16 protein-coding genes are annotated in these 13,690 nt (G+C 63.2%); 11 read left to right on the forward strand and 5 right to left on the reverse strand.

The features are described from left to right. From EOA27_RS04155 to EOA27_RS04175, 5 genes are all read left to right on the forward strand, one after another. Positions 1 to 825 (forward strand): LysR substrate-binding domain-containing protein (locus EOA27_RS04155; RefSeq protein WP_127255529.1); only part of this gene is annotated, 825 nt, incomplete at its 5' end. 368 nt (positions 826 to 1,193) lie between these two features. Then, the gene (locus tag EOA27_RS04160) at positions 1,194 to 2,288 is read left to right on the forward strand and encodes an ABC transporter ATP-binding protein (RefSeq protein ID WP_126078146.1); all 1,095 of its coding nucleotides are present in this window, start codon (positions 1,194 to 1,196) and stop codon (positions 2,286 to 2,288) included. A 74-nt stretch (positions 2,289 to 2,362) separates the two neighbouring features. Then, positions 2,363 to 3,475, forward strand: coding sequence for an ABC transporter substrate-binding protein (locus tag EOA27_RS04165; RefSeq protein WP_126078147.1), 1,113 nt, complete (start codon positions 2,363 to 2,365; stop codon positions 3,473 to 3,475). Between the two features lie 23 nt (positions 3,476 to 3,498). Continuing rightward, complete coding sequence (locus tag EOA27_RS04170; RefSeq protein WP_126078148.1) at positions 3,499 to 4,332, forward strand: ABC transporter permease; 834 nt, start codon at positions 3,499 to 3,501, stop codon at positions 4,330 to 4,332. Between the two features lie 5 nt (positions 4,333 to 4,337). Then, positions 4,338 to 5,144: an ABC transporter permease gene (locus EOA27_RS04175; RefSeq protein ID WP_126078149.1), complete on the forward strand. Its 807-nt coding sequence runs from the start codon at positions 4,338 to 4,340 to the stop codon at positions 5,142 to 5,144. 503 nt (positions 5,145 to 5,647) lie between these two features. Here EOA27_RS04175 and EOA27_RS04180 read toward each other — a convergent pair. Then, complete coding sequence (locus EOA27_RS04180; protein ID WP_126078150.1) at positions 5,648 to 6,007, reverse strand: metalloregulator ArsR/SmtB family transcription factor; 360 nt, start codon at positions 6,005 to 6,007, stop codon at positions 5,648 to 5,650. Positions 6,008 to 6,425: 418 nt separating this feature from the next. On the opposite strand from EOA27_RS04180, the gene EOA27_RS04185 reads away from it, so the two are divergent. Continuing rightward, on the forward strand, positions 6,426 to 6,629 hold the full coding sequence (locus EOA27_RS04185) for a hypothetical protein (RefSeq protein ID WP_126078151.1): 204 nt from the start codon (positions 6,426 to 6,428) through the stop codon (positions 6,627 to 6,629). Between the two features lie 104 nt (positions 6,630 to 6,733). Continuing rightward, a complete protein-coding gene (locus tag EOA27_RS04190; protein ID WP_126078152.1) occupies positions 6,734 to 6,979 on the forward strand; it encodes a DUF982 domain-containing protein in 246 nt (81 codons plus the stop codon). 154 nt (positions 6,980 to 7,133) lie between these two features. Here EOA27_RS04190 and EOA27_RS40470 read toward each other — a convergent pair whose 3' ends face one another. Then, positions 7,134 to 7,298, reverse strand: coding sequence for a hypothetical protein (locus EOA27_RS40470; protein WP_189343184.1), 165 nt, complete (start codon positions 7,296 to 7,298; stop codon positions 7,134 to 7,136). A 271-nt stretch (positions 7,299 to 7,569) separates the two neighbouring features. Here EOA27_RS40470 and EOA27_RS04195 point away from each other — a divergent pair, with 271 nt between their 5' ends. Then, positions 7,570 to 7,812 carry a DUF982 domain-containing protein gene (locus EOA27_RS04195; protein WP_042638153.1) on the forward strand — a complete coding sequence of 81 codons (243 nt, stop codon included), beginning with the start codon at positions 7,570 to 7,572 and terminating at the stop codon, positions 7,810 to 7,812. Between the two features lie 279 nt (positions 7,813 to 8,091). Here EOA27_RS04195 and EOA27_RS04200 read toward each other — a convergent pair whose 3' ends face one another. Continuing rightward, entirely contained in the window at positions 8,092 to 9,048 is a 957-nt protein-coding gene (locus EOA27_RS04200) for a glycosyltransferase (protein ID WP_126078153.1), read from the reverse strand. 21 nt (positions 9,049 to 9,069) lie between these two features. Next, positions 9,070 to 9,651, reverse strand: a complete 582-nt coding sequence (locus EOA27_RS42925; RefSeq protein WP_127255532.1) for a CatB-related O-acetyltransferase — start codon at positions 9,649 to 9,651, stop codon at positions 9,070 to 9,072. A 280-nt stretch (positions 9,652 to 9,931) separates the two neighbouring features. Here EOA27_RS42925 and EOA27_RS04210 point away from each other — a divergent pair, with 280 nt between their 5' ends. Next, a complete protein-coding gene (locus EOA27_RS04210) occupies positions 9,932 to 10,726 on the forward strand; it encodes a glycosyltransferase family 25 protein (RefSeq protein ID WP_126078155.1) in 795 nt (264 codons plus the stop codon). A 107-nt stretch (positions 10,727 to 10,833) separates the two neighbouring features. Continuing rightward, a complete protein-coding gene (locus tag EOA27_RS04215; RefSeq protein ID WP_126078156.1) occupies positions 10,834 to 11,760 on the forward strand; it encodes a hypothetical protein in 927 nt (308 codons plus the stop codon). 61 nt (positions 11,761 to 11,821) lie between these two features. Here the strand turns inward: EOA27_RS04215 and EOA27_RS04220 are convergent, their stop codons facing one another. Continuing rightward, positions 11,822 to 12,694, reverse strand: a complete 873-nt coding sequence (locus tag EOA27_RS04220) for an NmrA family NAD(P)-binding protein (RefSeq protein ID WP_126078157.1) — start codon at positions 12,692 to 12,694, stop codon at positions 11,822 to 11,824. Positions 12,695 to 12,844: 150 nt separating this feature from the next. On the opposite strand from EOA27_RS04220, the gene EOA27_RS04225 reads away from it, so the two are divergent. Next, the coding region (locus EOA27_RS04225; protein ID WP_145970260.1) for a LysR family transcriptional regulator at positions 12,845 to 13,690 on the forward strand (846 nt) is incomplete at its 3' end.

The raw sequence follows: 13,690 nt of genomic DNA on the forward strand, positions 1-13,690 counted from the left end.
TGGCGCGCCGCCGACGAGCTTCACCTCACCCGCAGCGCCGTCTCGCATCAGCTACGGCTGCTTGAGCGCGACCTCGGCTTCGATCTCCTGCAGCGCATCGGCAAGGGCGTGGCGCTGACGCCGCGCGGCCAGCGCTACGCGGCCGACGTCAGGAAGGCGCTGACCGTGCTCGGCGACGCGGGGACGCACAACAACGGTGCCGGCGTCGGCGGGTCCTTCGCCATCTCCTGCCCGCCGGGCTTCGCCTCGATGTTCCTGTGCACGCATATCGGCGAGTTCCAGCAAATGTATCCGGATGTGGCGCTGTCGGTGCTCACGCCGCGGCGGCTCGACGACGTCTCAAATCCGGACGCCGACGCCTTCATCGCCTTCGGGGTCGGCAACTGGCCGAACCGGGCCGTGGAACTGCTCTGCGAAGTCTCCTTCACGCCGCTCTGCAGTCCAAGGCTGCTCAACAAGGTCGGCGGCTTTTCCAAACCCGCCGACGTGCTGCGCGCCAGCCTGCTCCATCTCAGCGACACCGAGGACTGGGCGCGCTGGCTGGCGCTGTCCAAGGTGGAAAATCCCGATACCGAAGGCGGCATCTTCTTTTCCGACATGAACCTCGTCTTCTCGGCGGCGATCGCCGGCCAGGGCATTGCGCTGGGCGACGAGCTGACCGGCCGCCAGGCGCTGAGCGAAGGCCGGCTGGTCAAGCCTTTCGAGGCGACCATCCCCTCGCCGCGCTCCTATTTCCTTGTCTTCGAGCACGCCAAGGCGGGGCACCCGGTGCTCAACGCCTTCGGCGACTGGCTGAGGGCGAAGCTGTCGGAGAGCAGGGTTTAGATTGAGTGCTGCCGCCCTCTCCGGTCGTCATCCTCGGGCTTGACCCGAGGATCCATGCCGTGACGTTGGCCGAAGTGTGCGGCGGGCGAGAATTCTGGACCGTTGCAACGCTCGTGTGTAACGGTGTGGATTCCAGGGTCTGCGCGCGTCGCTTCGCTCCTTGCTCCGCCCTGGAATGACGAGGGCATGAAGGCTTTCGCCAATCGCGAACGTTAGTGAGCGCCGAACGCCCGCGTCTGCACACGCTGTTGCCACCTGCCAATACGGGTCACCCGTGAATCAAATTTGCCGATCAGGCGAAAACTATTCGGTTGCGGTGAGCCGCAGCCATGCCTACGATTTCATTGGGAACTGAGGAAAGAGCCAGGATGCAGCAACCCGGCCGGGCCGCAGAAATCAAAGCGAACGGGATCGGCAAGAGCTTCGGCTCGTTCCGGGCGCTCGATAACCTGTCGCTCGATATCGGCCGCGGCGAGTTCCTGACGCTGCTTGGCCCTTCCGGCTCCGGCAAGACCACTTTCCTGATGATCCTAGCTGGCTTCGTGCAGCCGAGCGAGGGCAGGCTTTTCAGCGACGGTGTCGACATCACCAACCGCCCGGCGGAGCAGCGCGCCGCCGGGATGGTGTTCCAGGGCTATGCGTTGTTCCCGCATATGAGCGTGGAGCAGAACATCGCCTTCCCGCTCAGAGTGCGCAAGAAATCCGCCTCGGAAATCAAGAGCCGTGTCGGCGAGATGGTCGAGCGCGTCGGCCTCAAGGGGCACGAGAAGAAACTGCCGGCACAGCTTTCCGGCGGCCAGCAGCAGCGCGTGGCGCTGGCCCGTGCGCTGGTGTTCGAGCCGGGCGTGCTGCTGCTCGACGAGCCGTTCTCGGCGCTGGACAAGAGCCTGCGCGGCCAGATGCAGGCCGAGATGAAGCGGCTGCACCAAGAGACCGGCACAACCTTCGTCTTCGTCACCCACGACCAGAGCGAAGCGCTGGCGCTGTCCTCGCGCGTCGCCATCTTCAACCACGGCAAGCTCTTGCAGGTGGGCCGGCCGGATGAGGTCTACGACCGGCCGGCGAACCGCTTCGTCGCCGAGTTCCTGGGCGAGATCAACATGCTGCCGGTGAAGGGCGTGCGCCCCGCCGACAATGGCGCCACGGGGCTCTGCGAGGACCGCGCGGTCAACATGCGCTGCAAGGCGGAGGCGATCAAAGGCGACGCCATCCTCGCCATCCGCCCCGAGGACATGTCGATCGCGCCGGAAGCGTCGGTCAACCAGAACGGCATTGCCGCGACGGCCGTCGCCTCGACCTATCTGGGCGCGGCGACCAAGCTCGACCTCACCACGCGCCAGGGCGCCAGGGTCACCGTTTCGGTGCCGAACGAAGTGGCTGCGGCGGCGCTCAGCAAAGGCAATTCGGTCTGGCTTACATGGCCAGCGGAGAAGGGTTTCCTCCTTCCGGATGGAGGACAGTAAGCACCGCCGTCGCGGCCAGACACATCACCGCGGCGGCTTCCGGTTCAAATCAACGACAAACAAGGGGAACTGACATGAGCGATACAAAGAAACAGACGATCGAATCCCTCGCCGAGCGGACCAAGCGCGGCGAGATCTCACGCCGCCAGTTTGCGCAACTAGCGGGCTTGGCGCTCGCCGGCACGCCGCTGTTGTTGCGCTCGACCGGCGCCTTCGCCGAGACCAAAGGGCTGGTGCTGGTGAACTGGGGCGGCGACGCCATCACGGCTTACGACGCCGCTTACGGCCAGGCCTTCACCAAAGACACCGGCATCCCGGTCAAGATGGACGGCTCGGGCCCGACGGAAGGCGCCATCGCCGCGCAGTTCAAGAGCGGCGCGCCGACCTGGGACCTGGTCGACGTCGACCCGTTCTCGGCGATCACGCTGGGCGGCCAAGGCATGCTCGAGCCGATCGACTACAAGATCGTCGACAAGAGCAAGATGCGGCCGGGCTTCGGCTGGGAGTATGCAGCCTCCACCTACTTCTTCTCCTATGTGATCGCTTACGACTCGCAGAAGTTCGGCTCCAACGCGCCGACCGGCATGGCCGACTTCTTCGACGTCAAGAAATTCCCAGGCAAGCGCTCGCTCTACAAATGGGGCGTGTCGAGCTGGGAAGCCGCACTTCTGGCCGACGGCGTCGCGCCTGCCTCGCTCTATCCGCTCGATCTGAAGCGCGCGCATGACAAGATCGCCGCCTTCAAGGAAAACGTCGTCTCCTATTGGGGCGGCGGCGCCGAAAGTCAGAGCGTGCTGCTCAACGGCGAGGCCTCGATGGCGATCGTCTGGTCGACGCGCGCCTCGCTGATCGAGCAGGACTCCGGCGGCCAGATCAAGTTCATCTGGGACCAGGGCCTGATCTCGCCCGGCGCGCTGGCGGTGCTCAAGAACAACCCCGGCGGCAAGGACGCGGCGATGAAGTTCATCGCCAGCACGCAGGATCCGCAGAAGGAGTTGGTGATGTTCGACAAGCTCGGCCAGGGTCCGGCCAATCCGGCGGCCGACGCGCTGATCCCCGCCGACAAAAAGCGCATCAATCCCGTCGATCCGGACAACATGAAGAAGCAGATCGCGCTCGACATGGAGTGGTACGCCAAGAATTACGGCGCCGCGCTCGACGAATACACCAAGATCATCTCCGCCTGATCAGGGCGGAGACTTTCTCACTGATGAGAGGCACCCTCTCCGACAGGATGGGCGCGGCGCTGCTGATGGCGCCGCTGCTTCTGTTCCTGGTCCTTGCCTATGCCTGGCCGTTCCTCGGCGTGGTGAAGTGGAGTTTTACGCTTCCCACGCCCGGGCTCGGCCAGTACCATGCTTTGCTCACCGACGACCTGGTGCAGTCGGTATTCATCCGCACGCTGCGCATCGCGGCGATCGTCACTCTCATCTCCGTCACCGCCGCTTACGCCATCACCGTGGTGTGGGTGCGCGGCAGTCCGCTGCAGCGCGTGCTGGCCGAATTCTGCATCCTGGTGCCATTTTGGATCTCCGTACTCACCCGCGCCTTCGGCTGGGTGGCGCTGCTCTCCAATCGCGGCCTGATCAACACCTGGCTGCAATCGATCGGCTTCATCTCCGAGCCGCTGACACTGGTGCGCAACGAATTCGGCGTCATCGTCGGCATGTCGCATTTTTTGATCCCCTTCGCGGTGTTCCCGCTGGCGTCCGCCATGCGCAGCCTGGACGAGCGCGTGCTGCTCGCGGCGCGCGGGCTCGGCTCCAGCCGCATGCGCACCTTCTGGACCGTGTTCGTGCCGATGACGCGCTCCGGCATCATCGGCTCGGCGATGATCACCTTCGTGTTCTCGCTGGGCTTCTTCGTCACGCCGGCAATCCTCGGCGGCGGCCGCAGCGTGATGATCGCGGAGCTGATCTATCTGCGCATCTTCCAGAGCCCGGACTGGGGGCTGGGGGCGGCGATCAGCGTCGTGCTGGTGGTGTTCGTCGGCGCGCTGATGGCGCTGCTTTTCCGCTACGTCAAACCGAAGCAGCTGGTGTAGCCAAGATGCCGACCTATCGTCCCGGCCCCGTCTCGCTCGCCCTCGCCGTGCTGGTGGCGCTGTTCCTCCTGATGCCGCTGCTTGCCGTCATCCCGGTGTCGCTGACGCCGAGCCGCATGCTGACCATGCCGACGGGTGAACTGTCGCTGCGCCACTACCACTCGCTGATCGAGGATCCGCGCTGGCTGGAGTCCATCCTGCTGTCGATCCGGATCGGCGTGGTGAGCAGCGCGCTCTCCACGGTGCTTGCCCTCACCTTCAGCCTCGGCGTCTGGATGTTCCAGCCGCGCTTCACCGCGGCCCTTGTCGGCTTCGTGCTGCTGCCCATGGTGGTGCCGCCGGTGGTCTCGGCGGTGACGCTCTATTTCCTGCTCACCTCGGTCTCCGGCCTCACCTCGTTCTTCGGCTACGATACATGGCTCGGTGTCGCCATGGCGCATTCGGTGATGACTGTGCCTTTCGCCACGGTGCTCATCCTGGTGTCGCTCAGCCAGCTCGACCGGCGCATCGATCTTGCCGCGCGCGGCCTTGGCGCCAGCGTGTGGGAGCGCGCGACGCGCGTCATCATACCCAACATCAAATTCGGCATCGTCACCGCCGCGCTGCTCTCCTTCGTGCTTTCCTGGGAAGAGATCGGCGTGACGCTGTTCATCACCTCGGTGAATGCGATCACGCTGCCGCGCCTGATGTGGATGGGCCTGCGCGACAACATCGATCCGGCGATCGCGGCGCTTTCGGTGATCCTGATCGTCATCACGGTGCTGGTGCTGGCGGTGAGGAGCGTGATCGCCAGACAGAAGGCGTCGCCGTAGAGCGGTTGCGTTCACGGAAACAGCGGACCGTTCTCTCTCTTGACGCGGCCCATGCGGGAACCCGCCCACACCTCCCTTGAATTGCCCTGGGAACTGCCCCGGTCCAGAAACGAAAGAGGCCCGCCAGGAGCGGCGAGCCTCTTTACGGAGCCGAAGTGGAAGCTCGGCACCGTGATGATCCGGGGGTGTGGATCGACTCGAAGTCTAGCCAACAGGGCTCAGCCGGGCGACTTACAAATCCGTAACCTGCGGTCGGTCTGTGTGCCCAACCGGCCAAGAAAAGCCTGTTCTATCAGCGGCTTGCGGAGAGCATCCGACATCGAGACAGCGCTTGTCAAAGAAACGTGATGAACCGTCTGTCCGGCCGGCGGGACGGCGGAGCGGCTTGGAAATGCAGGGGAACCGGGCGGCGTCCCGACACGGCCCGCTTCATTGCAGTCTGCGCCATCAAGGCGCCGCGCCGGACGAAGGCCCCCCGGCCTCGCCCGTGCGTAGCAGTCCGTTCAGGCGGCCTGCGGCCGCCGCATCCTCTCGACGAAGGCCTGCCTTGCCGGTCCGGCAAGCGGCTTGTCCGTGGTCAGCAGGCCATCGAGCAACGCCAGAAGTTCGCGCGCTGCCGAAGACTTGCAGGAATAATAGACCATTTGACGATCACGGCGGGTTTCTACAAGGCCAAACCTGCGCAGTTTGGCCAGGTGTTGCGACAGCGCTGATTGGCTGAGTTCGACCTTGTCGGCGAGCACGCCGACAGAGAGTTCGCCCTCGGCGAGGTAGTTCATGATGAGCAAACGCTTTTCGTTGCCCATCACCGCAAGAAAGGCTGCCGCGCTTTCTGCGTTGGCGGTAAGTTTCTTGGTAACCATCGATTTCCCCATGCTTCATGCTCTTCCGAAGGCCATGGGGGCAATGGCTTCAGAATTCCAGAGCGTTGATGAGCCTGCCCCGGTTTGGACGCGGGACCTGCCCTGCTTCTTTTCGACCAGAACCCCTTCGTAACCCGGTTGCCACCACGTCGAGGTTGCTGGTCTCGGACAGAACGCGCGGCGCTTTTTCGGGCTCAAGTCAATGCAGACTCGGAAAAATTCCGCGCTGCTAATACGTATCAGCGCAGCGCTCGTTCGGCAAGAATATAACGAGGCCGGCAAAACAGCGGCCAGCCTCAGGGCAAGAGCGGCGTCAGCCGAAGCGCATGGCAAGGATACCTTGCAGCGACTCACGCTCAACCTTCAAACATGCTAATATTAGCCGGGCAAAAAAGGAGCCCGGCGCAAGGAGGAAGCCATGTCCATCGCGTCCAATGCCCGCAACACATTCACTCCCGACGAGACGGCCATGCTTGGCCGTGTCTATGAGAATGGCAGCGTCGAGGGCGAGACTACCGAGCAGAAGGAAGCACGCGCCTCGCGCATCCTGGCCAATTACATGGCCGGCATCACCGACGAGGCGGAGTTGATCGAGCTTTCGCGCAGGCCGCTTGGAAGATGAGCAACGTGGTCCGCCCACGCGAGGCGGCTTCACGGTGAGTTGACGTTCCGGCACGGAACGCAACGGCAGAATATCGTGTTCCGACATGTTCGGGAGGTTTCGCGATGATCCAGGGATGGTTCTCCAAGCCGGTTGAAGTCGCCGTCGGCCTTTCCGGGTCGATCCGCCACATCTCCAACGCCGAACAAGCCGCCGAGCTGCTGACCGGCCAATGGCGCGATGCCGGCAGTGCGCTGCATGGCGAGGCGCTGCGGGCCTGCCGCCGCGCGATCCGCGGCGACGTCACGGCCGATGCCGCCAGGGAGGCCTTCATCGCCGCCGCGCGCGAAGCGCATGTACTGGTCGAATAGGGCATGGCAGCGCCTTATTACACGCGCCTGCCTATCGATAGAAAAGCCACAAAAGCACCAGCACCGCGAACACTGCCGGAGAGAGCAGGATTCCAGGCCGAAAAATGCACATGGCCAGGGAAAGCGGCGTGAGCATGCCTGGCCGCGCCGATCCCTATCGGTTGCGCGCGTTGACGGGAAGGCGACACGCTGTTCGAAACGCGCGCAAACGATCCGCTTCAGCATGCGCGCGGTTTTGCCGGACCTCGTCGTAGAGCCCGAAAGCGGTCGCCATCAATGTCGCGGCGGTCATGGCGAGTGCAAGCACGGCGATAATCATGAGAGGTTTTCCCGCGTTTCATCAGCCTGGCGGATTCATTAGCGCAGCCTGCGAGGGTGCTGCAGTGACTTTGGTCACACGATTTTCAGCCGTCCGGAATCGCTGAAGAGCCCGTCCCGACGCTGCCCATCGTCGCCTCGAAATTCTTCGGAACCTAATGCGCGGTGGTTGGTTAATGCGCGGGTCCGCAATCGCCTCACGGACCTGCATCGGACGCCATCCGGCACCGATTGCTTGCTCAAAAAGACAATCATAAGAAACGGAGGAAGTGATGAACGATGTCTGGTTTTCCGAACCAGTCGTGATCGATTTCCAGCCAAACGGCCAACGCAAGGTATCGAGCTGCTTCGAGGCGATGGAATGCCTCGACCTACGTTGGCCGGGACAGGCGCGCGACGGCGCCTGGCGCTCGGCGAGCCGCGTCTGCCGTGACGCGCTTGACGGGCTGCGCAGCCCGGTGGAAGCCCGCAAGACGCTGCGCAAGGCGGCGAAGATCGCCGGACTGCTGGCGTAGCCTCGATTTCTCCATGCCCGTTGCGGTTTCGCGCGGGCTTTCCTTTCCATACAAGGGAAGTTACGGCCGGCGCATACTGCGGAACGCGTTAAAGCACGCATCCCGTGGGGTACATGAAAACGCCGGCCGCTCGGCCTAGGGGCTGCCTGACGGGTTCAGGCCTTTCCATTTCGGCGAGTCGGGCGCCGGGCCGCAACGCAAGCGCCGGAGCATGGTGAACGAGCGGTTACTATCCACAGGGCATGGTCAACGGGGCCAGGCAGGCAGACTGCGGCCTTTTCAGGCGAAACCGCCAAGCACTTCTGGAAACTGCACGGCCATTGCGCCTTCATCCGCCTGCCTGGCATAGATCGCGTGCATCCTGCTGCCGTCATATCTGGCCCTGCGGCGCTGCACGTCCTTGCCGAACAGGCCGGCAACCGCGTCGAACCGCCGGAGGAAGCGCTTCACCACGCCGCGTTCGAAGGGTATGCGCTGCTCGAAAGGCCTGCCCCAGGGCGTGTCCCTTGCCAGATCCCGCCAGATGCGCAGCGCTTCCAACTCGACCCCGACCTGATTGCCCCACGGCTTGCCGCCCGCGAAATGCCTGGCCCAGGCTTGCGAGAAGCCCCCCAATTCTCCGAGCGACTGCAGGTTCCAGTTTGGATGCATCGTCTGCCATTTGCCCTCGAAGACGACGTTCAGGGCATTTTGGTCGTTCATGCTTCCGTCAATAGCGGTCTTTCGCGTGCGCTCCAGCAGCGCATTCTCCCGGACAGCGTTCATATCGAAGACGACGACGCCCGAATTGAAATATGGCGCGCCTGGCGCCAGCTTGAGCTTCTGCCGGTAAGAGGGCCGGAAATACATGTAGTCGTCGTGGGCGGCGAGCAGCGGGGCGCGCAGCCGCTGCCTGGCAAGGTCATTGATGTCCCGGTTGAAGAGAACGTCGCAGTCCGTGTATGCGATGCGGTCATACGGCTCGAAAACCGGAAGCCGATCGGCGAAAAGCCGAATGTAAGCGGCAATGCTGTAGGTTCCGAAGCGAAAGCCGAAATTCGTCATGAACTCGGCGACATCGACCAGTTCGACCTTGCCTTCCAGCAGATGCCGGGCGACTTCAAGATCCGCCTGGCTCGCGCCGGTGTAGAGCAGAAAGCCGTCGATTGGGGTGGAGACATCCAGTATCCGGCGCGCCGTCAGGCAGGCGTATGGGAAGTAGCCGGCATCCGTCGCCAGGAAGAAACACGACTTCATCGTTCCGCTAACCGCCGCCCGTCATTTCGTTGCGGTGCCTGCCACAGAATGCCTCTCGATAAAAGCCTCGATCGGGCCGGTAAGCAGATCCGCCTCGCGTTTGACCTTGCCATCGTCCCAACGCCACCATTGGATGGCGAGCAGCTTTGAGATGACGTCCTGCGAAAAGTGATATCTGATCAGCCTTGCCGGCGAGCCGCCGACAATCGCGTAAGGCGGCACGTTCTTCGTGACCACCGCCCCTGCCCCGACGACAGCGCCGTCGCCGATCTCGACGCCCGGCAAAATCATGGCGCCGTTGCCGATCCAGACGTCATTGCCCACGGTGATGCCAGCCGGCTTGCTGTCTTCCGCGATCGGCTCCGGCTGCTTCAGCAGCCGGCTGTAAATCGGAAACGTGGTAGCGCTCGCGGTCGGATGATGGCCGGAGCAAATGAAAAGCACCCGGCCGGCAACCGAGCAGAAGGCCCCGACCCGCAGCGGGGCTTCCTTTGCGGGAAACAGGACCTTTCGCCATGTCACGCCATAGGTGTGGCGGCCAACCGTCACATGCTCCGGCAACTTGGAACGCGCGTCCTTGAACCATCTGGAAATCGTCGACATCTGCAAACCTCAGCGGCAGCCGTGCAGCGACATAGCCGCTGTTAGATATAACCTACAAGCCCAGGGAACTGGCTGTACGCACCTTGGCCGAATCGCGAGGCTGTCAGGCGGGAAGGTAGTTCCGGCAATGAGACCTCTTGGAATGCAAGTCGCAGTCAGCTACTGACAGCGATGCCCAACATCCGGTGGTACTGCCGAGTGAGAAGATCATGGAGGAAAAGGCTGCGTTCGATTTACCTGCTGAGGAATTCGTAAGGCGATTTGAGAGAACGGATGACACATGAAATGCTTGGTAATCAACCTTGATCGATCACCTGACAGGTTGAACCAGGCAACCTCCGAATTCGCGAAGATCGGCATCGCTTTTGAGCGCGTTGCGGCGGTCGATACGTCCAGCGAGCCCTCGAATTTTCCTGCCGCTCGCCGCCTCACCAAGCCAGAGATTGCATGCTTTCTCAGCCATCGTAAGTGCTGGCAAATGATCGCAGATGGCGCCGAGCAATATACCGCAATCTTTGAGGATGACGTCGTTTTCAGGAGCGATGCCGGACCATTCCTGTCCGATGACAGTTGGGTCCCGCGCGATGCCGACATCGTCAAGCTCGAGACGTTCTTCGGTCAGGTCAGATTGGCGCGCCTTGCGTCCATTGGGAACGGCCATTCGATTGGCCGGCTGGTCGGCGAGCATCTCGGTACGGCCGGCTATGTCATTTCCAAGGCTGCGGCTGAAAAGCTGCTTCAGCGGACAAAACGCCTGAAGGAACCGGTCGATCTCGCATTGTTCAGCCCGAATTCGCTGATGTGCGCCCGCAATACAACCTATCAGGTGACACCGGCCCTTTGCGCACAGCACCGTTTTCTTTCTGAACGAAATACGATGCCGACGATCATCCAAACGGCACCGCATCGCCCCAAAAGCGTAACCACGAAAGTTCGTGGGGAATTGTCGCGGCTGTTCGCCCATTGCCGAAACGGAACCTTTTGGCGAACCCAGCGGGTCGATTTGAGTCTAGGCTGGACGCCTGACGCACATCCCGCTGGCCGATCTTCGCAAAAGCTAAAACCCCGAGGTTGACCTAACGTCGCTAGGTCAGCGAAACTCGAGTTGCTTGATTTCTCGGCGGCTTCGAGCAAAGGGGCATGCGAAGGCCCGCCGATTGCCGGCTGCCTACGAGAACCAGCATGGCACTCAAACTAATAGCCGACGGACTAAGCAAAAATCGATTGGTCATCCAGCTAAAGGCGCTCAGAAACGAGTTCGCCTATAAAAGCTTCGAATATCGAGGGCGTGCGTCTGGGCGCCTGCTTGCAAAACAGTTGCACGACGCCGGGGTGTCGCGCGTGTGCATCACGGTCGCCTTCAACGTACCCTGGGTGATCGATGCTTTGACGAAGGCGTGGGAGATGCATTCGCCAGGGATGACGCTGGTCGTCGTCGACAATTCTACGAAGGCCCAGGCGAGAGCGGCCATCGCACAGATCTGCAAGATGCGCGGCGTGCCCTACCTTGCCTTGCCGATGCGGGTCGAAAAACACCTGTCGAGATCGCATGGAACGGCGATCACCTGGGCGTTTCACAACATCGTGCGCCATCTGAAGCCGGAGTTCTTCGGCTTCATCGATCACGACTGCTTCCCGGTCGTGCCGTTCGATATCCCGTCCAATCTGGCCGGCAAAGTCGTGTATGGCCGCAGGGCATACGGTACCGAAAATCACGTCTACAAGGCCAAGCCGGACGATCGGCACTGGAATTTGTGGGCAGGCTACTGCTTCTACCGGTTCTCCGCCGTGGCCGCCTATAAACTGAATTTCGAACCCCGCATAAATCTCGGCCTCGACACCGGCGCAGCCAACTGGGCGATCCTCTATTCGAAACTTGCCGAGGCGGATGTCGCCGTGGCAACCGTGGAACAGCGGCCAATGACGATGGCCGGCGCGGTCGGGCACCACGAGTTCATCGACGGCGCCTTCTTTCACCTCGCCGGCGTGTCCTACCCCGAAAGACCGGGCTATCACCATCGAACGGCGGAGCACCGGGAAATGCTCCGGGATTATGTGTGGAACACTTATCTGGGCGGCCCGGCCGGGCAGGCCGTGAGCGATTTCTGAAGGCCGACCGCCCTCGTTCCAGTCCTTCAGAGCGCGCAGCGACGCTCGGATCTGGTTGTTTCTAGATACGGTCAGGCGGGCCGACGAGCTTCGCAATCGCCTCGTCGATCCCAATCCTTCCTTGACGTCCCAGCGTATCCGGATCGCGAAAGTCGATCCAGCCTTCGTTGAAGCCGTCCAGCATGCGCATGCGCATTTCGGGATGGCGCATGCCCTGCTCGCGGAAGATCGTCTCCCAGCGCTCGCGCGGGACTGTGCGTGCCTCGACCTCGCGGCCGAGCGCCTTGGCAAGGGCGGCGGCGATTTGGTTCGGCGACACCCTGTGTCGCGCTTCCAGTTCGATCACCCGGTGGCCGCTCCAATCCTCAGGCAAGAGTTCCGCAGCGGTTCTGCCGACATCGGCGGCCGAGATCATCGCGACCGGCCGATCGAGCGGCTGGAGGTAGCTGTCGATCACGCCCTGATCGCGCGCCGAGGCGAGGTCCCACTGGGCATTTTCCATGAACCAGGCGGCGCGCAGGAACGTCACGGCCACGGGCAGATCGGCGAGCGCCTCTTCCAGCAGGCGCAACACATTGAGCAGATTGGGCTGCGTGGCGTCCGCGCCGATCGTCGACAGCACGACCACCTTGGGCGGCAGCGCCCTGTGCAGCGCCTCGCGGACGACGGCGATCTTCGGCAGCACGTCCGGGAAATCGGGTTCGGAATCATAGACCGGCGGCAACAGGATGAACGCGCCCTCGCCGCCCGAAAGCGCCGCGGCCAGAGGCCCGGGATCGCCGAGATCGGCGACGGCGACCTCGCAGCCTTTGGCCAGCCACCGCGCGCCCTTGGCTTCGTCGCGGACAACGGCCCGAACCTTGTGGCCCGATGCCAGCAGCGTTTCGGCAAGAACCCCGCCGATGCGGCCGGTAATGGCGGTAACTGCGTACATGATCTTTCCTTCGTTTGTGGTGGTTGAACGGGATCACGGCCGGCGGCCACGACGGGCCGGCGGTCTCTGGCCGGTCTTTTCACACCCTTGGCTTGCTGATCACAGCGCCGATATGTCATCATAATCCGGACTCCAGGTTGGGAATAGCGCATGTCTTATGACGGAAGATTGCTGTCCGGCGTGACGGTGCTGATGGCGGTGGTCGAAGCCGGCTCGATGGCGCGGGCAGCGGACTCGCTCGGCATGACCGCCTCAGGCGTCGGCCGCGCCATCCAGCGGCTGGAAGCCCGCATCGGGGTGCGGCTGCTCGACCGCACGACCCGCACCATGCACCTGACGGACGAAGGGCGGCGCTTCCACGAGCGGGTCGGCCCTCACCTCGACGGCATCGAGGAGGCGGCGGTCGGGGCCACCGGCGCCACCTCGGTGGTTCGCGGCAGGCTGCGCGTCAATGTCGACCCGTTCTTCTCGCAGCTGGTGCTGGCCGGGCACGCGGGCCGGTTCCTGGCGCTCTATCCGGAGCTTCGCCTCGAGCTCATCATGCGCGACGCGGTGGGCGACCTGGTGGCGGACGGGTTCGATCTTGCCTTGCGCTTCGGCGATCCGCCGGCCGGCTCATTCACCGCGCGCAAACTGTTCGAGACGCGCGTACTCACCGTCGCGGCGCCCGCCTATGTCGAGCGCCGAGGGCGTCCGCGGCACCCTGCCGACCTGCCCGACCACTACGCCATCGATTTCTGGGACGCCGCGCATGGCCGCGCCTATGAGTGGGAATTTCGCCGCGGCAACGAGGCGCTGCCGGTCAGCGTTCGGACCAGGCTGATGACCTCCGACGCGCCGACCATGCTCAACGCCTGCCTGTCCGGTGCCGGCATCGCGCAGGTGCTGGAATTCGCCACGCGCGAGCAGGTGCGCGACGGCCGGCTGATCGACCTGTTTCCGGATTGGTCCGACGAGCTCTTCCCGCTCCACGCGATCTACCCTTCGCGACAATAC

Origin of the sequence: Mesorhizobium sp. M2A.F.Ca.ET.037.01.1.1 (assembly GCF_003998075.1) — a bacterium.
Classification (GTDB): domain Bacteria; phylum Pseudomonadota; class Alphaproteobacteria; order Rhizobiales; family Rhizobiaceae; genus Mesorhizobium.